We start from the raw sequence: 22,542 nt of genomic DNA on the forward strand, positions 1-22,542 counted from the left end.
TACGAGTTCCTCTCATTCAGCCAGATGCACAGAGAACAGCACAGACGCATCCGGAAGGTCGTCCGGATCGAAAACTCCGGGGTCGATGTTCACGATCTCCCCGTCGCAGTCGAGCTCGACGGGATTCTCGGGATCCGCGTCCAGATCGAAGTCGCATCGCGGCTGGATGACAGCAACTGCGTGGGCCGTGGCACGGATGTCCTCCGTACCGGGAAGGAACGAGTCACCGACCGTGTAGTTGGTCTGGATGTCGGCCTCGAACCCTGGAAAGCCGTTCCTCGTGACGAACTCCACGCCCTGAAGGGTCGAGTTGTTCTCGGCGGCCAACTGCTGGGCCGCTGCGGCCGCACCCGCACCCGCAGGGTCGAGGTCGCCGTCGAGCCAGTCCAGCCAGTTGTCCTCCTGGCCGATGGCAACGCCCAGTTCGTCCACAATCTCGTCCCGCGCGTCCTGCGCAGCCGCCAACGCCGCAGCGTCCGCCGCGGATTGGGCTCCATTGCGGGCGGACGCTGCCTGGGCGAACACGAAGAAGGTGAACGCGGCGAAGAGCAGGATCCCCGTCAGCCAGATGTAGATGGGAAGCGTCTGTCCTCGATCGCCGCGGAGTGTTCGGATCAGCCTCCAGTGACCTGAGTGACGGCGGTCCTGATCGCTCCCGAGATCAAGCCGTCCAGGCCGATCTGGTCGATCAAGGTGAAGATCCCCGCGATGATGATCATCAGGCCCGCATACTCCACGAACCCGGCCCCCGCGTCCCGCCCCTCGCCCCGCATCCGGGAGGCAACGGTCCGCGTCCACTTCTCGAACCTGCTCATCGTCTCTGCCTTCCCAGCCGACGCCACCAATACCAACCCGAGCACCGTACGTGAGAACCCGCGTACTGCGAGTGGGTCCATGGGCCCAACTTCCCCGCACCGGTGCCCGTCTCGGAGTCACCGGGTCCACCCCTCGTGCGCCGTACCCAGCCAGTGGGCGATCGCTTCGCTGCGCGAAGAACTGTGCAGCTTTGCGAAGATGCGGTTGATGTGATTCTTGACGGTCTTCTCACTGATGAAGCAGGTGGCGGCGATCTGGCGGTTGCTCATGCCGGATGCGATGAGGTCCATTACCTCCGCCTCCCTTGAACTCAGGCCGAAGTCGGGCTGGTTGGGGGTGCGGCGGTGCCGGGCCGCCGCGTATGTGAGCCGAGCCTTCGACGACTGTCCCACAGATGGTTGCAGATGCGAAGAAATTTTGTTCGGTTCGTAGGAAACACCGAGTGAATTCGTGAAAGTCGGAGTGGCGTGCCTCAAGTTCCGTACGGCCGTGATCAGTTCGGCGGCGGTGAACTCGCCGTGGACGAGGTAGCCGGTCGCGCCGCGCCGCAGGGCCTCGGCCACGACCTCGGGTTCGCGGCTGTACGTCAGCATCATCACGGGGGCGAGACGGGCCAGGCCGGGCAGGGCGGTCAGGCCGTCGGTGCCGGGCATGCGGACGTCGAGGAGTACGAGGTCCGGGGTGAGGCGGGCCGCACAGGCGAGGGCCTCTTCGCCGTCGGCCGCCGCCGCCACGACCTCGATGTCCGGGTGGCCGCCGAGCAGTGCGGTGAGGCCGGCCCGGACGACCGGGTTGTCGTCGGCCACGAGTACACGTAGGGGCGGCGGGCCGGGAAGTGCCTGGTCAGGCATGTGCGGCCTCCTGTTGAGGGGGTTGGGGGACGCCGGGCGGGGAGGGAAGGGTGACAGGGAGCGTTACGGCTACCTCTGTGCCTCCCTGTGGGGATGGGCCCAGGTGGATCCGGGCGTTGAGGGTGGCGGCCCGTTCCGTCATGCCCAGCAGGCCGAAGTGGCCGGTTTTCGTTGCGTCTTGGAGCGTCGTGGCCGCGGGCAGGCCACGTCCGTCGTCCTGGACGCGGACCGTGAGGGCGGTGTCGGAGGCTTCCAGTTCGACCGTGACCCGCTTCGCGTCCGCGTGGCGGTGGGTGTTCTCCAGTGCCTCGGACACGATCGCCAGGACATGGTGGGCCGTGGTGTCGGGGAGGGACGGGCAACGGCCGCCCTTGTGGTTCAGGGAGGTTCGGATCTGCGTGTGCGACTCGAAGTCCGCTGTGCGGAGCGTCAGTTCGGAGACGAGGTCCGTGTGGTGGCGCAGGTCCGACAGGAGTGCGCGTGACTCCGCCGCCGCTCTGCGCGCCGCGCACGCCACGGTCGTCGCCTGGCCCTTGAGTGCGCCGAGTGCGTTGCGTGCCTTCGGATCCGAGGGGTCCGAGGCGTCCGAGGCGTCCGAGGCGTCCGAGGCGTCCGAGGCGTCCGCCGATGCCGCCAGCGCCTCCGCCGCCAACGCCAGGCCGTGGAGTGTCTTCGCTACCGAGTCGTGCATCTCCCGGGCCAGGCGGGCTCGTTCCGACTCCACGGCTTCCGCCACGGCCAGTCGGGCGGTCGCCTCGGACAGTGCCTGGCTGGCCGCGCCGAAGCGGAACATCAGGTTGCGGAGGGTGACGCCGATGATGCCGGCGCCTACGCAGAAGCCCGCGATGAGGAGGGTGTTGGCGCCTGCTCCCGCGTGGTGTGCCCAGGCCCTGTACACGGTGAGCAGGACGATCAGTTGCAGGCCGGTGAAGACTCCCGAGCCGCGCCAGCCGTACAGGAGGCCTGCCAGGAGTGGGGTGCAGACCGTCGCGTAGGCGAGGGGGGAGGCCGGGGACGCGGTCAGGAGCAGGATCGCGCCGAAGGTGAGGTCCACGGCCATGAGGGTGGGGTGGGCCAGGAGACGGGGGCCGAAGCGGTCCCAGTCGCGGAGCATGGCGTACGAGCCCATGACGCCGAGGACCGCGGCGGCGAGTACGGCGTAGCGGGGTGGGCCGTCTGTCGCGTTGGCCATCGCGACGGGGGCGCCTATCGCGATGGCCGCGAGGCGTACGGCGAAGGCCTGGCGGCAGAGGGCCTGTAGGGCGTTCAGCTGGAGGCGGATGCTACCCGGAGCAGGGGCGTCGTCCGCCAGGTAACCGGCGTCGCCGTTGGGCCAGGTTGCACCTGCGCCGGCTTCCAGGGACCCGGCGTTCGGGGTGCCGTCGGGGTGGGTGCGCTTACCGGCGCTTGCCGGGTGCCGCTCGCTTTGGGACGGGCGCCGCCCCAGGCGGCACGCATGCCCACAGCCAGGACGGCAGCTGTGACGGCGCCCGGCACGCACGGCCCACAGCGAAGTCAGTCGGCGGGTGCTCATCAGCGGCCCAGGATTGAGCCGAAGTCGGTGCCCGAGCCGAGGAACATGCCTGTGGCGATGAGGATCATCGTTGCCGGGAGCATGAAGACGAGGGTGACCATCGTGGCCTTGGGGATGGTTTTCGCGGCGCGGCGGCGGGCGTTCTGGGCGTCGGTTCGGCGCATGTCGTTGGCGAGCTGGATGAGGGTGTCGGCGATCGGGGAGCCGAGTTCCTCGCCCTGCTGCAACGCCGACACGAACTGGGCGACCTGCTCGGACGTGTTGCGCCTGCGGAGTTCGTCGAAGGCCTGGCGGCGGCTGACGCCCACGTCCATCTGGCGGAGTGTGATGCGCAGTTCGTCCGCCCAGGGGCCCTCGTACTTCTCGGCGACGCGGTCCAGGGCCTGGCGGAAGCCGAGGCCCGCCGAGACGACGACCGCGAGGACGTCGAGGAAGTCGGGGAGGGTGCGGTCGATGACCTCCTTGCGTTCGCGGACGGCCTGCCAGATGAGGGCGTCGGCGGCCACCAGGCCGAAGGCCAGGGTCAGGGCGGCGAAGAGGAGTTGGCCGTTGGAGAGGAAGACGAAGCCGAGTACGACGCCGAAGACGCCGTACACCGCCCGGCGGGCCGCGTAGCGGTTGAGCGTCAGGCCGCCGGGGTTGCCCGCCATGTCGATGCGGCGGCGTTTGGCGTCGACGCGGCGGGGACCCATCAGACGCAGGACCGCGGGGGCGAAGCGCATGCCGAGACGGTCAACGGCCGAGTCCGCCTTGGAGACGCGGGTTCCGCCTACCTCCAGGGCGAGTTGGAGGTCGGAGGGCAGCTTGGCGTCGGCGCGGATCATGCGGATGCCCAGGAGAACGCCCGCGATCGAGGCGGCCATGAGGAGAGCAAGCAGCAGCGGCAGCAACGTCATCCCTCCCTCATACGTCGATCTTGCCGAGGCGGCGGATGACGAAGAAGCCGACGGTGTAGAGCCCCAGGGACAGAAGCACCAGGCCCTGGCCGAGCGGGGAACCGGTGACGCGGGCCAGGGCTCCTTCGTTCGAGGAGTTGATCAGCACGAGTGAGCCGATGCCCAGGAACGGGACCGTGAAGGCGGTGGCGTTGACCTCGGAGAGCATCGTGCGGACCTCGCGGCGGGTCTCCTTGCGGTCCTCCAGGGTCTGGGTGAGGTTGCGGAGCGAACTGACGACCGATCCGCCCGCCTTGTTGGCGAGCACGAGGGTCGTGACCAGGACGATCAGTTCGCGGGACGGGAGGCGTTCGGAGAGCTCGGCGAGGGCGTCGTCGACCGTCCTGCCCATCGTCAACTGGTCCGCCACATGGGCGAGTTCCTCGCCCGCCGGGGCCTCCAGCTCCTCCGCCGCCATCGCCAGGGCGGTACGCAGCGCCAGTCCCGCCGCCGTCGCGTTGGCCAGCAGACGTGCCACGTCGGGGAGTTGGCCGATGAAGGCCTCGATACGTTTCTGACGCTGCCAGTTGAGGAAGACCGCCGCGCTCCAGGCGCCCAGGACGGCGGCGATCGGGCCGAAGAAGGGAGCCAGTGCCGCCGCCGCGATCAGCCAGAGAGCCACGACCACGGCGGCGACGTACGTGAAGAACTCCCCCGCCGTCAGGTCGAGTCCGGTCGCCGAAAGCCGCAGGTGGATCGCCCGGCCGACTCGGGTACGGCGCAGTCGCCGGTCGACGCCGGCGAAACGGCGTACGCGGCCGGCCGCGGTGCGCAGCGGGCCGGCGCCCGAGAGGCGGTCCACCAGTGCCTGTCGATGGGCGCGTCCGGAGACGTACGCGTGGACGCCGGCGACGGCGAGCGTGCCGCACAGGACCGTCGCGCCGAGGGCGAGCAGGGCAGGGTTGTTCATGGCTCACACCTCCCGGACCTGGGGGGCATCCGGCTCTCCGACCTGGGGTTCATCCGATGGCCTGCCTCGTGTTCAGTACGTCGACGGGGGCCTCGCTCACGCCGAAGGCCGGCGGCAGCGGTTCGCCCGCGACGTACAGCTTCTCCGCGACCGCGCGCGGAAGCGGGAGGTGCTCGAAGTAGCCGCGGACGATCCGGTCGGGGCCCACCGGGCGGGGTACGAAGCGGGTGACGGGCGCGATACGGAACTGTTCGCGGCCGTGCGAGACCAGCAGCGCGATCTCCGTGACCTTGCGGGAGCCGTCGGCGTGCCGGGAGAGCTGTACGACGACCTCGACGGCCGAGTTGATCTGGTCCTTCAGCGCCTCGAAGGGGATCTGGACCTCGGACATCGAACCGAGGGTCTGCAGGCGCATCAGCGCGTCCTCGGCGGAGTTGGAGTGGACCGTGGCGAGGGAGCCGTCGTGACCCGTGGACATCGCCTGGAGCATGTCGAGCGTCTCGCCGCCGCGGACCTCACCGACGATGATGCGGTCGGGGCGCATCCGGAGGGAGTTGCGGACCAGGTCCCGGATGGTGACCTGGCCCTTGCCCTCGACGTTCGGGGGGCGGGACTCGAGGCGGATCACATGCTCCTGCTGGAGCTGGAGTTCCGCCGAGTCCTCGATGGTGATGATGCGTTCGTGGGCCGGGATGAGCCCGGAGAGGGCGTTCAGCAAGGTCGTTTTCCCGCTGCCCGTGCCGCCGCTGACGATGACGTTGAAGCGGGCCCGGACGAACGCCGCGAGGAGCATCAGCATCTGCTCGTCGAGGGTGCCGAGGCCGATCAGCTCCGGGAGTGTGTAGGCGCGGGGGAAGCGGCGGATCGTGAGGGTCGGGCCGGTGAGCGCGAGCGGCGGGATGATGACGTTGACGCGTTCGCCGGTGGGGAGGCGGGCGTCGACCATGGGGTTCGACTCGTCGACCCGCCTGTTGACCGTGGAGACGATGCGTTCGATCGTCTGCATCAGCTGCTCGTTCGAGGCGAAGCGGAGCGGGAGTTGCTCCACCCGTCCCGCTCGCTCGACGAAGATCGAGTCCGGGCCGTTGACCATGATCTCGGTGATCGACGCGTCGGCGAGCAGTGGTTCCAGGACGCCGAGTCCGAGGGCCTCGTCGACGACTCGGCGGATCAGCTGGGAGCGTTCCGCGGAGGAGAGGACCGGGCCCTCTCGGCTGATGATGTGGCCGAGTACGCGCTCCAGCCGCGAGCGGCGTTCGGCCGCCGTCAGACTCGACATCTCGGCGAGGTCGATCTCTTCGAGCAGTTTGGTGCGGTAGGAGGCGACGAGGTGTCCGTCCTCACGGGCGGGTCCCCCCTCGTCGGGGGCGGCGATGCGGGAACGCAGGCTCATGGATTCGGCTCCTCTCGTACGGGCGGTCAGTCGTCGGTGGGCATGGTGGCGCTGCGCGCCATGGTCACGTCGTCGAAGAGGGGTATTACGGAGGGGACTTGGACGGTGACGGTGGCGGTGGTGAGGTCCGGGCCCTCGGGAGCCGACACGACCGGGTCCAGCCACCCACTCACGGCGGCCTGGCCGGCCGCGTTGCCGTCCCCGCCTTGCGACGCGACCCGCGCGGCGGCTCGCGCCCCGGTGCCGGCCTGGTTGATGCCGTATCCGATGAGGCCCAGTTGGATGGCTGCCATCCCGATGACGAGCAGGATCGGCAGGAAGCCGACGAACTCCAGGATGGAGACGCCCCGGTCGTCCCGGAGCCGATGCCTCAAGTCCCGACACCTCTGGGAGAGCCTCATCCGCCATCGCCCTCCAACGCCGCGCCCGCTTCCCCGTTCACGGTCCACCCCGCGTCGAACCCGGGGAAGAACAGAGGCACATCGACGCTGACGGTCGCCTTCATCACCGGGCCGGCCGGGGCGCAACCGATCTGGGCGCCGTCCCAGGCCCCCGGCAGATGCTCACTCCCCGCCGCCTGGCACGCCCCGCCCACATCGCCGTTCACCGCGTACGCCGCCGTCGCCGCGCGGGCCGCCTCGTCCGCCGCGTTCCCGGCGAGCGAGTACGAGTAGCCGTACAACACGCACTGCCAGAGGATGGTCATCACGACCAGCAACAGCGGGAACATCCCGGCGAATTCGAGGGTCACGGCGCCTCGGTCGCCACCCTTTCGCCGCAGCGCCAGCACGCCCCGGTCCGAGGACGGGGCCTTACGTCGCCTGCCGCCGCCCCCGCCCTCCTGGGCGACGACCAGCCCCAGCTCGCCCGCGAGCGCCCACAGCGCCTGCTTCACCGTCGAGCGGGCGTCCAGGTCCTGGAGCCGGCCCGCGTCGACGACGGACTGGAGTTCCTTGAAGGCGGCGGGTATGGCGGCGCGGGCGACCTTGGTGCCGGTGACCTTCTCGACGAGGGAGGGCTGGATCTCCGTACCGCGGGCGAAACGGTTGACGACGGTCGTCGTCTCCTCGGCCTTGCGGATCTGGAGGCGGTCCCACATGCGGATCATGCGTTTGGCGGCGCGTACGGCGATGACGTCGGGGGTGACCAGGAGCAGGGCGTGGTCCGCCATCTCGATGGCGGCGGCGGTCGCGGAGTTCAGCTGGGAGCCGCAGTCGACGATCACGACGTCGTTGCGGGAGCGCAGGGTGGCGAGGACCTGGCGGGCCACCCGGTCGGTGACCTCTTCGCCGCGTTCGCCCTCGGAGGGGGCGAGGAGCAGGCCGAGGCCGGTGTCGTGGGTATAGACGGCGTCCTGGAGTACGCGGGGGTTGATGTCGCTGATCCCGGCGAGGTCGGCGATCGACCTGCGGAACTGGACGTCGAGGTAGGAGGCCACGTCCCCGGACTGGAGGTCCAGGTCGACCAGGGCCACGTCGCGACCCGAGGCCCGCGCGGCGAGGGCGAGTTGGACGGCCGTCACCGTCGCGCCGACGCCGCCCTTGGCACCGGTCACCGTGACGACGGTGCCGCCGGGCCCCGCGTACAACTCGGGCGTACCGCTGATCAGATGGCGGCGCATGCCGAGCGACCAGGCGGCGGCCGCCTGGACGCGTTCCGCGAGGGAGTCGTAGCCCAGCGGCAGGCCGACGATGCCGCGGGCGCCGGAGTCCATGGCGGCGGTGAGCACGCCGTTGCCGGTGTCGGCGGTGATGAGGACGACACCGACCGCCGGGAAGCGCATCACCAGGTCCCGGATCAGGTCCAACGCCGGGACGGGACCTATCCGTTCATGGACGAGAACGACCTCGGGCAGCTCGTCCAGGGACTCCGCGGCGAGCCGCGCGAGGGTGTCGAGCAGGGCCGTGGAGTCGGGGACCGGCGGGGCCGGTTCGGCATCGGCGAGCTGGCTCAGCAGTGTGGTGAGCGCGCGCGCCGAGTCGATGTCACCGACGGCCGGGAGAATACGGATGGTCATCGGACGCACCTACGGGTCGCCACGGTCGGCTTCACCATCGCCACCGTCGGCGTAGCGGCCGCCGCGCGCCGCCGCGCCTTCACCACAACTGGCTTCGCGGTCGTCACGCCCGGCCTCCTGGTCGTCATGCCCGGCCTCCTACTTGTCCTCGTCGAGGGTGTACGTACGGTCGCCGGGAGCGACGGGGGTGTCCGAGCCGCCAGCCACCAGGGCGAGCCGGACGTGTTCGGCGAACGACTCGGCGAACGCGACGCGTTGGGCGTCCGCGGTGTCGAGCGCGAAAGTGATGGGGACGGCCTGGGTGGCGGTCCGGGTGCGGTCGGCGGTGGACTGGCCGGGTTCGAGGGCGGTGAGCTTGCCGACGTCGATGACACGGGCGTTCTCGACGATGACCTTGGACTGGTCGACGCTCTTGGTGTCCTCGGCCTTGAAGGTGGCGTAGATGTTGACCCGCGAACCCGGGTTGATCTTGCCCGCGACCCCCGTCGACGCGTCGATCATGATCGCGATCTCCTGCTGGCCCGCCTCCAGCGCGGGCCGGTCCACGATCATGTCGGTCTGGAGCAGGGAGCCCTTCTCCAGCTGGGTGACCGCGATCTTGCCGCGGACCTGGGAGAGGTCGGTCACGGCCGTGGACGACAGCCACCGCTCGGGCATCTCGACCTTCTCGAACTGGTCGGCCGACAGCTCCTTGTAGGGCGCGATGTCGTCCTTCAGGCGGTACGCCGCCACCTCCGGCCCGACCTTGGAGTTCACGTCACGGATCACCGAGAGCACTCCGGCGAAAGCGCCCATGGCGCACAGGGCCGAGAGGACCAGCAGGATGACGCCGCGGCGCTGGCGTGAGTTCACTGATTCTCACCTCGTAGGTGCGTGCCGGGGACTGAGCGGAGCTGCTTTTCCTGCCGGGGGTCCGGGGGTTGTCCCCCGGGGTGATGCAGCATGATCCGGACAACCTCGATCGTGGGGCGGGGACGGCGGGGTCGAGCGGTCGTACCTGGTGCGGTGCGGCGATGCTTACGTGGCACCCGGGGGCAGGGCGCGTACAGAAGAGGCTGCCCGTACGGCGGCAGCCGGAAGCTCCGAGGACGATGGCGGTGCGGACAGTGACCGCGACGGCGACGGCTGTGACGACGGCTGCGGCTGTGACGACGACGGCTGGGACGACGGCGGTGGCAGTGGCGCCGCGCAGAACCCGCAGCGGTCACCGATGAGTTCGAGCCCGCACCAGTGGCACTGCTCCCGCCGGACGGACGACACGAGCTGGTAGAGCACGGACACGTCGTACAGCCCGGCGGCGAACTCGACGAGCTTCCCGGTCCCCCACCAGCGCGCCGACTCCTCCGGCAGCGGTACGGTCTCGACGCCCTGCACACGCCAGGCGGGCGCGAGCGTCGCGGTGACCCAGTCGGAGGGCGCCTGACCTGCGGCGGCGAGCAGCCGGGTGCCGAACTCCGGCCCGGCAAGCTCCTCCTGGCCGACGCGCACGAGCTGTGGCCGCGGATTGGCCAGTACGGCGAACTGGGCGCCCGGCACCCACGACTTGGCGTGGGACTTCAGGGACACCGGGACCTGGTCGAGCTTGGCGACCGAGCCGAGCAGGGCGCCGGCGTAGATGTAGTGGGCGAGCAGGCGGGCGGCGGAGGCGAGTACGCCCGGACTGAAGTCGCAAACGGACAATTGCCTCAACTGCTGGGCCAGCAGTGCCACTCCGAGCGGCGGCAGGTCGATGCCGAGCAGGGCGATGCGGTCGCTCTCCAGGACGGAGCGGACGGTGCGCAGCCGTTGCGTCACCGCGTCGGAGACCGAGGCGGGGTAGAGCGAGATGACGTACCCGTGCTGCTCGATGAGCGCGTGCATCCCCAGGAGGGAACTTTCGAGGGTGTCGAGGGGCTGGACGACGGCGGGCGGGGTCTGCCGGTCGTGCGGTGGGAGCACCAGATCGGGACTGGTGACGGCTATCGCGGTCGGCACGCTGCACACACCCCGTTCGCTGCGGCGGGCCTTTCACTGCGGCGGAGTGGTCAACCACCGCCTCAGATCGCCCCTTTTTCGCCATGGACCTTCACATATGGCCGTAGATCGCCACTGTGACGCCCTCCTGCATCAGCACCATATCCACGGCATGCCCCGCTCAACACCGACTTCGCGAGATCAACTCACTGAAGGTGCGGGCATGATCAACGGAGAGTGAAACGCATATGCCACAACTCGGTGTGCCAGTAAGGCCGTTGGGAGGCCAGGGACCGCCAGAGGTCTTGACAACCTAATTGGTCTGGACCACCTTGTACCCCAACGACGGTGGCCGCCGTTCCGTACTCCCCCGTACTCCCCCGTACCCCCCGTATCCCCTTCCCCAGCATCTTCCCCACATCTCTCCCCATCCCCTCCCCCCTCACCGGAGGTCTCAGTGGACCGCGTATCAGGCATGTCCGGACGCAGACGCACTTGGGCGGGGCTCCTCGCCGCCGCCGTCACCGCTTCTTTCCTCACCGTCGCCGGCCTCGCCACCGATGCCTCGGCCGCGGACATCAACAACGCCAAGAACGCCGGCTACGAATCGGGCCTGGCCAACTGGACGTGTTCGGCGAGCAGCGGTACGACCGTCACCTCGCCGGTGCACGGCGGCGCGGCCGCGCTGAAGGGCACGCCGGCCGGGCAGGACAACGCCAAGTGCACGCAGGCCGTCGCCGTCAAGCCCAACTCGACGTACACGCTGAGCGCCTGGGTGCAGGGCGGGTACACGTACCTCGGTGTGACCGGCACGGGTACGACGGACGTGTCGACCTGGACGCCCGACTCCGCCACCTGGAAGCAGCTGACGACCACCTTCACCACGGGCGCCTCGACGACCTCGGTGACGGTGTACACGAACGGCTGGTACGGGCAGGCCCCCTACTACGCCGACGACCTCCAGGTGTTCGGCCCCGACGGCGGCGGTGGCAGCGATCCGGCCCCGACCATCCCGGCGGCCCCGGCCGGTCTGGCCGTCTCCTCCACCTCGTCCTCCTCCGTCTCCCTGGCCTGGAACACGGTGTCGGGCGCGACCGGCTACAACGTCTACCAGGGCGCCACGAAGGTCCAGTCGGTGACGGGAGCCTCGGCGACCGTGTCCTCGCTGGCCGCCTCGACCTCGTACACCTTCCAGGTCACCGCGACGAACTCGGCCGGTGAGTCGGCGAAATCGGCGACGGTCACCGGTACGACGACCGCGTCCGGCGGTGGCGGGGGCGGCACGCTGCCGAAGCACGCCGTGACGGGCTACTGGCAGAACTTCAACAACGGCGCGACGGTCCAGAAGATCTCCGCCGTCCAGTCCCAGTACGACATCATCGCCGTCGCCTTCGCCGAGGCCACGACGACACCGGGCGCGGTGACCTTCAACCTCGACTCGGCCGGGCTCGGCGGCTACACCGTCGACCAGTTCAAGGCGGACATCGCGGCCAAGAAGGCCGCGGGCAAGAAGGTCATCATCTCCATCGGCGGCGAGACCGGCACGGTGGCGGTGAACAGCTCGACGTCCGCGACGAACTTCGCCAACTCCGTCTACACCCTGATGACGACGTACGGCTTCGACGGCGTCGACATCGACCTGGAGAACGGTCTCAACGCGACGTACATGACGCAGGCGCTGAGGTCACTCTCCACCAAGGCGGGCTCGTCGCTCATCATCACGATGGCGCCGCAGACGATCGACATGCAGTCCACGTCCAACACCTACTTCCAGACGGCGCTGAACATCAAGGACATCCTCACCGTCGTCAACATGCAGTACTACAACAGCGGTTCGATGCTCGGCTGCGACGGCCAGGTGTACTCGCAGGGCACGGTGAACTTCCTGACCGCGCTCGCCTGCATCCAGTTGCAGGGCGGCCTCGCCCCGTCCCAGGTCGGCCTCGGCCTCCCCGCCTCCACCAGCGGCGCGGGCAGCGGCTATGTCTCCCCGACGATCGTGAACAACGCCCTCGACTGCCTCACCGTGGGCACCAACTGCGGCACGTTCAAGCCGTCGAAGACCTACCCGGACCTGCGCGGCGCGATGACCTGGTCGACGAACTGGGACGCCACGGCGGGCAACGCCTGGTCCAACTCGGTCGGACCCAAGGTCCACTCACTGCCGTAGTACGTCCGTTTCCTCCAGTGGGCCGCACTCCCTACGGGGGTGCGGCCCTCGGCGTCGTCTCGGCCACCTGGCCGTTGCCGTCGGCGGGGTGCGGGAAGCGGTTGGTCGCGAAGAGGTAGCTGGCACCGGTCCTGAGCAGGGGGCCGCCGTGTTCCACGGCCACCTGCACGGTGCCGGTGCGGTCGCCTTTCCTCCGTTCGCCGACCCGGACCCGGTAGAGGTCCCAGTCGACCTCGTCGATGGTTCTGCGGCCCCCGGTTGCAAGGACGTCGGCGATGAAGACGTCGTCGGCCGTTGCGGCGACCTGGCTGGGGTCGGCGGGGTCGTAGCGGGTGACGGATTCCGCGGACTCGGCCTTGTCCGGGCTCTCCTGGCCGATCCAGCCGCCACCGGCCAGGACCAGCGCGGCGACGGCTGGGACAACCGCGGTACGGGCTCTCCTCACTCCCTCATCCCCAGAGCCTGCGATAGTTCCGGCGGTCGTCCTGCGTCGGCTTGCCGTCCTCGGGGAGGCGCCCGAAGTCCGCGTCCATCAACGTCGCGTACCGGTCGGCCGACTTGTGGCAGAAGCCGAGGGCGTGGCCCAGTTCGTGCGCGGCCACCACGCGGCGGGCCCTGGTGTCGCCCCGCCGCCTGCCGTCGTCCAGGTAGGCCCGGTTGAGGTGGATGGTGTCGACTCCCGGCCCCGACGACCATTTGCCGTAGACGTTCTTCCAGCCCGGCCCGGTGCGGTTCACATCACGCCAGCGCAGATCGGCGGTCGAGTTGGAGTCGGCGGACCTGATCCGGACCTGGGTGAGGCCGCCGGTGGACCAGGCCCTGTTCGCGTGGGCGAGCGCGTCGTTGAACCTGGTCCCGTCCTCCCAGCGGATCTCCTCCTCGTGGACGGAGGAGCGGTCCCGGGAATCCTCCCCGCCGTCGACGCACCTGGCCGGGGCGGCCCGATCTGCGGAATCCGCGGCCGCCGCCGCGGGCTGGGGGACGGCAAGGAGGACGGTCGCCACCGCAGCGGCGGCCAGTCCGAAGTCTGACCTCATGACGATCAACCCTAGGGACCGCCGGGCGACTTCATGCCCGCGTGCTACACCATGGGGTGACCTCGAATACGCGTCCCAACTCCTCGCGCTCCGTGCTCTCCGTGCTCTCCGTTGAAACATTTCGCCGGGTCCACGGCATCAGAGAGGTGAGGGCCGTAGGGAGTCACGGGGAGGGCGGCGCATGAGACAGGGCCGGGCGGAGGGCTACCAGGAGTTCACGGCGGCACGCGCGGGGCATATGTACCGTTCCGCATGCTTGCTCACCGGCGGGGACACCCATCTCGCCGAGGACCTGGTGCAGGAGACGCTCGGCCGGCTGTACGTCAGCTGGCACCGGGTCGCCAAGGCCGACAACCCCGCGGGATACGCCCAGACCGTCCTGACCCGTACGTTCCTCGCGCACCAGCGGCGCCGCAGCAGCAGGGAGCGCGCCACGGCCGTGCTCCCCGACCTCCCCGCCCCGCACTCGACCGACGCCGACACACCCCTGCGACTGACCCTGGTCGAGGCGCTCGGCCAACTGTCCGCCAAGGACCGGGCGGTGGTCGTCCTGCGCTACTGGGAGGACCGCAGCATCGAGGAGACCGCCGAGGCGATGAACGTCAGCTCGGCCGCGGTGCGCACCCGCTGCGTCCGCGCCCTCGCCCGGCTGCGCGTCCTGCTCGGCGACGCCCTCGGCGAGTACGCGACACCCTGAACCGGCGCCCACAACTCACTCACACCCACATCGACTTATCGACCCGCGGAGAGGTTGGTTCGCCATGCCCGAGGAAGAGCCGGAAGAGCAGTTCGAGGAGCGGATCGGCGCGGCCCTGCGCCAGGCCGGCGGGTCCTACGAGACCGACCGGAGCGCACTGGTCACCGCCGGGGAGGTACGCGGGCGCAGGCTCCTGTTCCGTCGGAAGGCCGCCGTCGTGGGCGGGGTGGCCGGTGTCGCCCTGGTGGCACTGGGCGGTGCGCTGCTCGTTCCCGGGGGCGGCGGAGACGGTGAACGTTCGGTGGCGGCGAGCCCGGGGACCTCGTCGTCCGTGGGCCAGGCGAAAGCCGGCGCGATCTCCGGCGACGAACTCGTACGCATCCTCGAAGAGCTGCTCCCCGAGGGCGAGTTCAGTGGACAGCAGTCGCGGGGCACGGACGAGACGCTGACACCGTACGCACAAGTCGTGTACGACGACGGCCATGGCAAAGCCGCCGTCATGGTCAGCCTCGGTCAGCTCGTGCCGGACAGTGAGCAGAGCCGCCAGGCCGTCGGATGCCCGGACAAGGCACTGACTCCGTACGACTCCTGCGTCACCAGCCGACTGCCCGACGGCTCGGCGCTCATGCTGTTCAAGGGGTACGAGTATCCGGACCGCCGCGTGGACACGAAGCTGTGGACCGCGGACCTTGTCACTCCGCAGGGGCAGCACATCAGTGTGAGCGAATGGAACGCACCGGCCGAGAAGGACGCAGCAGTCAGCAGGGACGAACCACCGCTGTCGACAGACCGGTTGCAGGACGTGGCCGCGGCCACGGGATGGCGTACCGCGATCGACACGATGCCCGAAGACCCGAAGAAGCCGACCAAGACGCCCGAGGCGCCGCCCGCCGGCATCGACAGCGAGGCGATCCGGTCGACGCTCGTCTCCCTGCTCCCCGACGACGTCGAGGTGGTCGGAAAGGGCGGCCAGGACACCGAGTTCGCCTATGTCGTGGTCGACGACGGGCAGGGCGAGAGCCTGATCCAGATCAATGTCCAGCCCGACATGTCGGATGTAGAGGACCAGCTCTTCGGCCCGGACGCCGAGGTCCTGCCCGACGGCACGAAGGTCGTCACCCATCAGGGGCCCGGCGAGAAGGGCGGCTCGGGGGTCGTCATGTGGACCGCCGACACCATCAGGACCGACGGCAGGCGGGTGGTGATCAGCGCGTTCAACTCCGGCAGTCAGGAGAGCGACGCGACGCGCGAGACTCCGGCGGTCACGATCGATCAGCTCAAGGCGATCGCCACGAGCCCGAAGTGGCTGACGGTCGGCTGAGCCTCCCTCCTGGGACCGGCCGCCGTCAAAAGGCTCCCGGCCGCGGCACGCTCGGGATCGCCGCCCCTGTTCAGGTCAGGGGTGGCGGTACTTCTTGACCGCGGGGTCGTTCGCGGTGGCGTCCGCGGCCCGTTGGATCTGTTCGATCGCCTCGGCGGGTTTGATGCGGTCCGCCATCATCTCGCCGATGATCCCGGCTATCACCTCGCGGTTGAGCGTCTGGTACCAGTCGGTGCGTGGCGCGACGATGTGGCTGCCCGCCGCGGCCAGCATCGCGTCCGCCGAGGCGAGCCCGGAGGGCAGGTCCATTCCCTCGACGGCACCCCGCACGGTGGTCAACGACGAGGAGTGCAGGGCGAAGTCACGCGCGGACCCGCGGCTGAGCATCAGCCTCAGCAGCTCCATCGCGCCGCCGCGGTTCCTTGCGTCGCGGGGGATGACATAGGCCTCGCCGACCTGCGCCCAGACTGTGCCGAAGGGCAGGGCGTCCGAGGCGTCCAGACCGGTGGGCGGGGCGACGGTCATCCGGAAACCGGGCGGAGTGGTGTCCCCGGTCTCCTTCTCCACCCAGGTGCCGTTGGGGATGAACAGCGCCTCGCCCCGGGTCCAGGCGGCCTGTGCCTGCACGTGGTCGAACTGCGGGCTGCCCTGCAGCACATGACCTCGGACCGTGAGCTCGTGATAGGCCTCGAAGGCCTGCCGCACCGCGGGATGCCGCCAGGCGTCGGGCTCCAGATTCTCGATCGACTTCAGTACGTCCGTGCCGCCGATCTTGGCGATGAAGGGGTACAGCGTCCACTGGAGGTAGTACGGATAGGCGCCGGGGTAGGTCCAGCCGGCGATGCCCGCCTTCTTCGCCTCCGCGCACAGGTCAAGCATCTCGTCCCAGGTCCGCGGGTACGACCAGCCGTACTTGTCGAGCAGTTGCTGGGAGTACCAGATGCCGAAGGCCGTGTAGGCGTAGTTGAGCGCCCACATCTCCTCTCCCCCGAACCGGCCCTTCGCGGCGACCCCCGGTATCAGCGTCTCGCCGACGGTCTTCGCCGGGTCGTCGTACGAGGGCGCCGCCAGCAGTGGCCGCAGGTCGGTCAGCTCCCCGGCCGCCGCCAGCGCCGCGGTGGGCAGCGAACCGGGGCCGGTGTTGTCGACCAGGTCGGGCGGGGTGCCGCCGTCGAAGCGGGGCCGGAGCAGGGTCTCGATGTCCGGCACGGCGGTGTGGGTGACACGCGCCCCGGGGAACGCCGTACGGTAGCGGTCCTCCGCGTCGAGGACGTACCGGTCGCCGAGCCCGCCGTCGAAGACGACGACCTCCAGGGCGTCGGATTCCCGGACCCCGAAGGGGTTTCCTGCTGCCGGAGCCGTGTGCTGCGTGGCCATCTGTGAAATCTCCCCAGGTCGCGCTACGGAAATCCCTGCCATACGAATCTGCGTCATACGATTCGGTGGATTCCGCGGCGGGCGAATGCACGGAAGAACAGTAGCTGGCGACCGCAAGGGGCAAGCCATAAGGAAGCTATAGCGATACGGAGCGGCCGATTTCCCGCGAGAGGAAGTCCTTGATCCTTGGACTACGCAACTGACCTGTACCTTTGTCTTGTTCGGCCATCACCGTGGGCCGGGGAAGGGCGGCACCGGCAGTCTTGCCCGTAAAAGCAGGGGAAGTTCTTTTGCCATTTCCTCCGCCCCACGAGGGTTCATTGACAGTGAGTGTCCGGTGGCAGGATGCTGGGATTATGACCTCCGATCTTCAAACGTCCACGTTCAAAGTGGACAATGTGGGTAACAGTCTTCCCTTCGCTCTTTCCCTGCCGAGTGAATACGGTCAGGACGAGCGAGCCCGCTGGCCTCTGCTGCTGTTTCTCCACGGTGCGTCGGAGCGGGGTGACAGTCCGCTGGACCTCGTCGCCCACGGCCCGGTCAAGCAGATAGCACAGGGCGCCGACCTGCCCTTCGTCGTGCTCGCGCCGCAGTGTCCCGCCTACAGCACCTGGGCCGCCGAGATCTCCGGGGTGTACGCGCTGCTGGACGAGGTGATCGAGCAGCACCACATCGACCCGGACCGGGTGTACGTCACCGGCCTGAGCATGGGCGGCGCCGGCAGCTGGTGCATCGCCGCCCGCTACCCGGACCGGTTCGCCGCCGCCGTGCCCATCTGCGGATCGTGGATGCCCGAGGCCGCCGACCGTATCGGCATGCTCCCGGTGTGGACCTTCCACGGCGAGGACGACCAGAACATCCCCATCGAGCACACCGAGAAGGTCGTCGACGCCCTGCACCAGCGCGGCAACCAGGCACGCTTCACACGCTACGCCGGGGTCGGCCACGACTCGTGGACCCGGACGTACGACAACCCGGAGGTCTACGACTGGCTGCTGGCCCAGCGACGAGCGGCCTGACCGCTCTGAATCCTGACCCGCATGAAGCGGCCTGTCGGAGGCACTGTGCCCTCCGACAGGCCGCTTCGTTCCCGTGCGTGCGTTCCCGTGTACGTGTTCACGTTCGCGTCGGGCTCATCAGGCGGCCCCTTCCTCCCCGAGGTCCGTGAGCGCGCCCGCCCGGACCGGGTCGACAAGGCCGGACCGCGCGGCCATCACCCCCGCCTGGAAGCGGCTGCCCGCCGCCAGATCCCGCATGATGGCGGCGACATGGCGGCGCAGGGAACGCTCGGACAGCCCGATCCGGCGGGCGATCGCATCGTCCTTGATACCCGCGGCGAGCAGTTCGAGGATGGTCGACCTGAGATCGTTGCGGACGTCCCCGTAGCCGACCGTGGCGGTTTCCAGCGGGAACGCCGGCTCCCAGACCAGGTCGTGGAGGCTGCCGAGGAAGGTCGCCACCGCCGGCTCGTACACGGCGGTGACTCCCGTATCGCTTTCCACGGTGGCTCCCGTATCGGCGTCCACGGTGGACTCGGCCGGGACGAAGGCGGTGTTCCGGTCGAAGACCAGGGACCGCCGGTGGATCTCGCGGGACGTGCGCACCGCCCCGCCCGCCGCGACGAGTTCACGGATACGGGCCCGGGTCCCGGCGTCGCCGCGGGCCGTGTGCGGGTACAACACCCGTACCCGTACCCCTCGTTGCAGAGCATCCAGGATCAGCGGATGTGCCTGCCGCAGCTCGGGGTGTTCCTGGGCCACGCAGGGCTGCATCAGCAGGATCTCCCGCGTGCACCGGTGCGCGGCCTCCACCAGTCGCAGTTCGATCTCCTCGGCGTCGTCGGTGACGACCACCGTTCCCCCGCGAGGCCTGTCGTGTCCCCTGTCGTTGAACGCCTCCACGAAGGACTGCAGTTGGCCCTGGACCCCGGCCAGCCTGCGCCGGTTGTCGTGGATGGCGCGCTCCAGCGGCACCGTCAGCTCGATCTGTGCGGCCTCGGGATCGACGGCGACCAGTTCGTCCCGCAGGCCGACCGCCGCCTTGACCAGTCTGAGGGTGCGCAGCACACCGAGTGCCTCGTCGACGCGCTGCCAGGGCGCGTCGAGGGCGCGCCCGACCTCCTCGCGGGTCACGCCCGGCCGGCTGAGGACCAACTCGTAGACCTGTACGGCGAACACGTCGACGGTTTCGCGGGTGCGCGGCCCGGACGGCGGATTCGGTGCGGGAATGATGTCCAACATCAGTTCCTCCGGTCGTCTCCGGTGGGCAGCGGGCCGACGGGTAAGGCGCGCAACTGCCGGATGGCGGGTACGGCGAGCAGCAGCCCGCTGCACAGCAGGCCGAGCACGGTGGCGAGCACCATCAGCGTGCGCTGCCCGGCCAGGGATGCCAGCGGGCCGGCCAGGGAGCGCCCGAGGGCCATGGAGAGCAGTGAGCCGGCCACGTCGTAGGCGTAGACGCGGTTGAGCAGTTCGGGCGGGATCTGCGTCTGGACGGTCGTCGTCCAGATGACCGCCCAGAACGCGAGCCCGGCACCGGCCAGCGCCCAGACGAACGCCAGCAGGACGATGTTCGGCCGCACCGCGGTCACCACCGGCGACAGCGCGTACAGCGCCCAGCCGACCGAACCGACGGCGAGCGGGCGGCTGCTGCGCACCTTGATCGCCACCATGCCGCCGATCACCCCGCCGCCGCCCAGCGCGGCCATGCCGATGGCCAGGCCGGTGGAGCCCAGTTCGTCGACGACCAGGTCCGCGCCGACCGGCAGGGAGACACCGGCGACGAAGCAGCCGTACAGGAGGAAGGTCGAGATGACACCCCACAGCCAGGGGCGGGAGCGGAACTCCGTCCAACCGGTGGACAGTTGGCGCAGGAAGGACTCCGAGGCGTCCGCCACGGCCGACTTGATGCGCAGCCCCAGCAGGCAGAGGCCGCTGATGCCGTACGTGGCGGCGTAGATGGCGAAGACCGTGCCCGCTCCGGAGAGCCCGACGAGGACACCCGCCAGGGCCGGACCGAGGACTCCGGCGGTGGACTCGGCGATCCGCAGCACGCCGTTGGCCCGCTGCACGTCGGTGGCGACCTGCGGGACCATGCTGGCCACGCCGGGCTGGAAGAGCGCGGTGGCGCAGCCGGAGAGGAACTGCAGGGCCACGACCGCCAAGAGCGAGGTGTGACCGGTGATGAACATGGCCGCCATGGCGGCCTGGATGAGCAGCCGTGCCAGGTCGGCGAGGACCATCATGCGGCGGGGCGTGAACCGGTCGGCGAGCACGCCGCCGAACAGCATGCACAGGGCCAGGGCCCCCATCCAGGCACCGAGCGCGTAGCCGACGCCCCCGCTGCCGTAACCGGCTTCGAGGAGACCGACGGACAGTGCGACGGGCAGCATGGCGTCGCCGAGCAGTGAGCTGGTGCGGGCCCCGAAGTAGAGGCGGAAGTTGGTGGTCCACAGGGTCGCTGCCGGGGCGCCGCCCTTGTCGGTGCGGAGGTCGGTTTCCGTACTCACGTGTTGTCACGTCCTCGGGTGCGGCCGGATGCTTCGGCGATGACCGGCAACTCGGCCCAGGCGGCAGGGTCGGCCGGATCGTCGGCGGGCGGGGACGGGTGGACGAGGTAGTGGTGCGGGACGATGGCCGTGACCCGGCCGGGCAGCGCCACCAGGGCCCGTTCGTGGACGGCCTCCGGATTGGCCGGAGCGGCCAGATGGCACACCACCCGATGACCGATCCGCTCGTCGGGTACGACGGTGACCGCGTGCGGGACGTCCCCGGTGACCTCCGCGAGCAGATCCCGTACGGCGGCGGGCTCGATCCAGGTGTGATCGCTGAGGACCCAGCCGTCGCCGCGCTCGGTGGGTGGGAGGGTGGTCAGCGCCGGCAGGTCCTTCAGCGGCAGGTCGGCCTCGGCGGCGGCGCGCAGCAGGCGCAGCAGCGTCCGGCCGAACTCCTCGGCCTCCGCCGCGGCCAGCGTCTGCGGGTCGACCCACAGGGTCAGTTCGAACTCCTCGTCCATCCGGTAGAGGCAGGCGAAGAACCGGCAGGGGATGTCCTCGGCGGGCAGCCAGGTGATGCTGCCGCCGAGTTCGGGGTCCTCTTCGAGCGGGGCTTGGTGGCCGGGGATCCAGACCCCGGGCAGCCGACCGCGCGCGGACTGGTCCGGCGAGTCGGCGTCCATGGCCAGCGCGCTCATGTCGTTGAAGACGAGGTCGCGGGCGAAGCTGATGCCGCGTTCACCGCTGACGCCGTTGATGACCTGCCAGACGGCGGTCGGGTCGAACCAGCTGCTGCGGTAGGCGGGCAGCGCGGTGGAACGGACCTTGCGCACCACGTCGTCGAACCCGTCGAGACCGTCGAACTCGACCGGCAGGACGGCGTCCTGGGCAAGCGATCCGACAAAGCCCCGCAGCGCGCGGACCACCCGGTTGCCGGACAGCGAGGTGGTGACCACCGTGCGGTGCCCTGTGCGGTGGGCGAGCAGCGCGGTCAGTGCGGCGAGCACTACAGCGGAGGGGCTGCCGCCGGTCCGCTCGGCGATCGCCTTGAGATGCCCTGGCGCGGTACGGGAGCGGATGCTGAGTCCGGCGTGCAGCCAGGAGGTCTTCGCCGGGGCGGCGTACGACGGGGTGAACATCGCCTGCGGCACCCGGCGCATCTGCGCCTCCCAGTACCGCAGGGCTCCGGCGCCGAGCCGCTGGATGCGCGGGGTTCCCTCCAACTCGACCACGTCGAGCGGCTGTACGGACGGCGGCGGCAACGGCCGGCCCTGAGACAGTGCCGTCCATTCGCTGTGCAGGGTCTCGCACGCGGCGACGTCCATCGCGGCGTGTGTGACCACCCAGACCAGATGGAGCGGCACGCCGTCGCGCGTCAACAGGGCCGCGCGGAACGGTAGTTCGGCGGTCAGGTCGAAGACCTTGGCGCGCAGTCGGCGGGCCGTGCGCTCGGCGACGGTCAGCGGATCGCCCGCCGCCTCCGCCGACTCGACCAGCTCGATCCTGAACTCACCGTCTGCGGCGACGTGTTGCACCGGAGGCGTGGTGAGCCGGTAGGTGGTGCGCAGCGACTCGTGCCGCTCCACCAGGGTGCGCAACAGCCCCGCGACGTGGTCGACGTCGGCCTCGGCGGGAGCGTCGAAGACCATGGCGAGGTTCAGCCGGGTGGGGTCGTCGTCGATGGTGATGGCGCGCACGATGTTGGCGTGCCCGAAGGAGAGCGGCCCGCTACGGCTGCGCGGACCGGAGAAAGGCACCGTGAACTGTGGCAACTGGTCACCTCGGGGGTCGTTGGCGTGTGGAACGACGGGGGTGCGGGGTGCAGGGGTGCAGGGGTGCAGGGGTGCAGGGGCGTGGGACGGCGGGGGTACGGATGCGGGGACGGGACGGGATTTGGTGGCTCGGCCTGCATCGCGGCCGGTCACCGAGCCGATTGCCTGGTCAGTCGGTCGACCGGTCCCTCGGCCGGTCGCTCGGCCGGTCGCTCGGCCGGTCGCTCAGCCCGTCGCTCAGCCGGCCGCCCGACCGCTCACTCGAC

Annotated in this window: 22 protein-coding genes; 4 read left to right on the forward strand and 18 right to left on the reverse strand. The window is 69.8% G+C overall.

The annotated features are described in order from the left end of the window. Window positions 1-12 precede the first annotated feature (12 nt). From AB0N66_RS18815 to AB0N66_RS18870, 12 genes are all read right to left on the reverse strand, one after another. Entirely contained in the window at window positions 13-618 is a 606-nt protein-coding gene (locus AB0N66_RS18815) for a pilus assembly protein TadG-related protein (RefSeq protein WP_365436082.1), read from the reverse strand. Continuing rightward, complete coding sequence (locus AB0N66_RS18820) at window positions 615-815, reverse strand: hypothetical protein (RefSeq protein ID WP_365436085.1); 201 nt, start codon at window positions 813-815, stop codon at window positions 615-617. Before AB0N66_RS18820 ends, AB0N66_RS18815 begins: the two co-directional genes overlap by 4 nt. 117 nt (window positions 816-932) lie before the next feature. Further along, complete coding sequence (locus AB0N66_RS18825; RefSeq protein WP_365435768.1) at window positions 933-1,667, reverse strand: response regulator transcription factor; 735 nt, start codon at window positions 1,665-1,667, stop codon at window positions 933-935. Further along, complete coding sequence (locus AB0N66_RS18830) at window positions 1,660-3,201, reverse strand: ATP-binding protein (RefSeq protein ID WP_365435771.1); 1,542 nt, start codon at window positions 3,199-3,201, stop codon at window positions 1,660-1,662. Before AB0N66_RS18830 ends, AB0N66_RS18825 begins: the two co-directional genes overlap by 8 nt. Further along, window positions 3,201-4,097, reverse strand: coding sequence for a DUF5936 domain-containing protein (locus tag AB0N66_RS18835; RefSeq protein ID WP_365435774.1), 897 nt, complete (start codon window positions 4,095-4,097; stop codon window positions 3,201-3,203). Before AB0N66_RS18835 ends, AB0N66_RS18830 begins: the two co-directional genes overlap by 1 nt. Before the next feature lie 7 nt (window positions 4,098-4,104). Beyond that, window positions 4,105-5,046, reverse strand: a complete 942-nt coding sequence (locus AB0N66_RS18840; RefSeq protein WP_365435777.1) for a type II secretion system F family protein — start codon at window positions 5,044-5,046, stop codon at window positions 4,105-4,107. 49 nt (window positions 5,047-5,095) lie between these two features. Beyond that, the gene (locus tag AB0N66_RS18845) at window positions 5,096-6,439 is read right to left on the reverse strand and encodes a CpaF family protein (protein ID WP_365435779.1); all 1,344 of its coding nucleotides are present in this window, start codon (window positions 6,437-6,439) and stop codon (window positions 5,096-5,098) included. 26 nt (window positions 6,440-6,465) lie between these two features. Then, window positions 6,466-6,840, reverse strand: a complete 375-nt coding sequence (locus tag AB0N66_RS18850; protein WP_365435782.1) for a TadE/TadG family type IV pilus assembly protein — start codon at window positions 6,838-6,840, stop codon at window positions 6,466-6,468. Continuing rightward, window positions 6,837-8,456, reverse strand: coding sequence for an AAA family ATPase (locus AB0N66_RS18855; RefSeq protein WP_365435785.1), 1,620 nt, complete (start codon window positions 8,454-8,456; stop codon window positions 6,837-6,839). Before AB0N66_RS18855 ends, AB0N66_RS18850 begins: the two co-directional genes overlap by 4 nt. After that, window positions 8,453-8,584 carry a hypothetical protein gene (locus AB0N66_RS18860; protein WP_365435787.1) on the reverse strand — a complete coding sequence of 44 codons (132 nt, stop codon included), beginning with the start codon at window positions 8,582-8,584 and terminating at the stop codon, window positions 8,453-8,455. Before AB0N66_RS18860 ends, AB0N66_RS18855 begins: the two co-directional genes overlap by 4 nt. Before the next feature lie 10 nt (window positions 8,585-8,594). Then, on the reverse strand, window positions 8,595-9,308 hold the full coding sequence (cpaB, locus tag AB0N66_RS18865; RefSeq protein ID WP_365435790.1) for a Flp pilus assembly protein CpaB: 714 nt from the start codon (window positions 9,306-9,308) through the stop codon (window positions 8,595-8,597). Window positions 9,309-9,473: 165 nt separating this feature from the next. Further along, window positions 9,474-10,430, reverse strand: coding sequence for a hypothetical protein (locus AB0N66_RS18870; protein WP_365435793.1), 957 nt, complete (start codon window positions 10,428-10,430; stop codon window positions 9,474-9,476). 454 nt (window positions 10,431-10,884) lie between these two features. On the opposite strand from AB0N66_RS18870, the gene AB0N66_RS18875 reads away from it, so the two are divergent. Next, the gene (locus AB0N66_RS18875; protein WP_365435796.1) at window positions 10,885-12,579 is read left to right on the forward strand and encodes a glycosyl hydrolase family 18 protein; all 1,695 of its coding nucleotides are present in this window, start codon (window positions 10,885-10,887) and stop codon (window positions 12,577-12,579) included. A gap of 31 nt (window positions 12,580-12,610) precedes the next feature. Here the strand turns inward: AB0N66_RS18875 and AB0N66_RS18880 are convergent, their stop codons facing one another. Both AB0N66_RS18880 and AB0N66_RS18885 read right to left on the reverse strand, forming a co-directional pair. Beyond that, window positions 12,611-13,024 (reverse strand): hypothetical protein, encoded by a 414-nt coding sequence (locus AB0N66_RS18880; RefSeq protein WP_365435799.1) that lies wholly within the window; start codon window positions 13,022-13,024, stop codon window positions 12,611-12,613. Between the two features lie 4 nt (window positions 13,025-13,028). Next, window positions 13,029-13,616 carry a hypothetical protein gene (locus AB0N66_RS18885; protein WP_365435802.1) on the reverse strand — a complete coding sequence of 196 codons (588 nt, stop codon included), beginning with the start codon at window positions 13,614-13,616 and terminating at the stop codon, window positions 13,029-13,031. Window positions 13,617-13,797: 181 nt separating this feature from the next. Here AB0N66_RS18885 and AB0N66_RS18890 point away from each other — a divergent pair, with 181 nt between their 5' ends. Then, window positions 13,798-14,313, forward strand: coding sequence for a SigE family RNA polymerase sigma factor (locus tag AB0N66_RS18890; protein ID WP_365435805.1), 516 nt, complete (start codon window positions 13,798-13,800; stop codon window positions 14,311-14,313). A 64-nt stretch (window positions 14,314-14,377) separates the two neighbouring features. After that, window positions 14,378-15,634 carry a hypothetical protein gene (locus AB0N66_RS18895; RefSeq protein ID WP_365435808.1) on the forward strand — a complete coding sequence of 419 codons (1,257 nt, stop codon included), beginning with the start codon at window positions 14,378-14,380 and terminating at the stop codon, window positions 15,632-15,634. A 75-nt stretch (window positions 15,635-15,709) separates the two neighbouring features. Here AB0N66_RS18895 and ngcE read toward each other — a convergent pair whose 3' ends face one another. After that, the gene (gene ngcE / locus AB0N66_RS18900; RefSeq protein ID WP_365435811.1) at window positions 15,710-17,011 is read right to left on the reverse strand and encodes an N-acetylglucosamine/diacetylchitobiose ABC transporter substrate-binding protein; all 1,302 of its coding nucleotides are present in this window, start codon (window positions 17,009-17,011) and stop codon (window positions 15,710-15,712) included. 398 nt (window positions 17,012-17,409) lie between these two features. Here ngcE and AB0N66_RS18905 point away from each other — a divergent pair, with 398 nt between their 5' ends. Further along, window positions 17,410-18,030 (forward strand): alpha/beta fold hydrolase, encoded by a 621-nt coding sequence (locus AB0N66_RS18905; RefSeq protein WP_365435814.1) that lies wholly within the window; start codon window positions 17,410-17,412, stop codon window positions 18,028-18,030. A 117-nt stretch (window positions 18,031-18,147) separates the two neighbouring features. On the opposite strand, the gene AB0N66_RS18910 is transcribed toward AB0N66_RS18905, so the two are convergent. Genes AB0N66_RS18910 through AB0N66_RS18920 form a run of 3 tightly spaced genes read right to left on the reverse strand, consistent with a single transcriptional unit; the run spans window position 18,148 to window position 22,276 of the window. Next, entirely contained in the window at window positions 18,148-19,251 is a 1,104-nt protein-coding gene (locus tag AB0N66_RS18910) for a LuxR C-terminal-related transcriptional regulator (protein ID WP_365435817.1), read from the reverse strand. After that, entirely contained in the window at window positions 19,251-20,519 is a 1,269-nt protein-coding gene (locus AB0N66_RS18915; RefSeq protein WP_365435820.1) for an MFS transporter, read from the reverse strand. The genes AB0N66_RS18910 and AB0N66_RS18915 overlap by 1 nt, the downstream gene beginning before the upstream one ends. After that, complete coding sequence (locus AB0N66_RS18920) at window positions 20,516-22,276, reverse strand: condensation domain-containing protein (RefSeq protein ID WP_365435823.1); 1,761 nt, start codon at window positions 22,274-22,276, stop codon at window positions 20,516-20,518. Before AB0N66_RS18920 ends, AB0N66_RS18915 begins: the two co-directional genes overlap by 4 nt. Between the last annotated feature and the right edge of the window lie 266 nt (window positions 22,277-22,542).

Origin of the sequence: Streptomyces sp. NPDC093544 (genome assembly GCF_040683495.1) — a bacterium.
Taxonomy (GTDB): Bacteria; Actinomycetota; Actinomycetes; order Streptomycetales; family Streptomycetaceae; genus Streptomyces.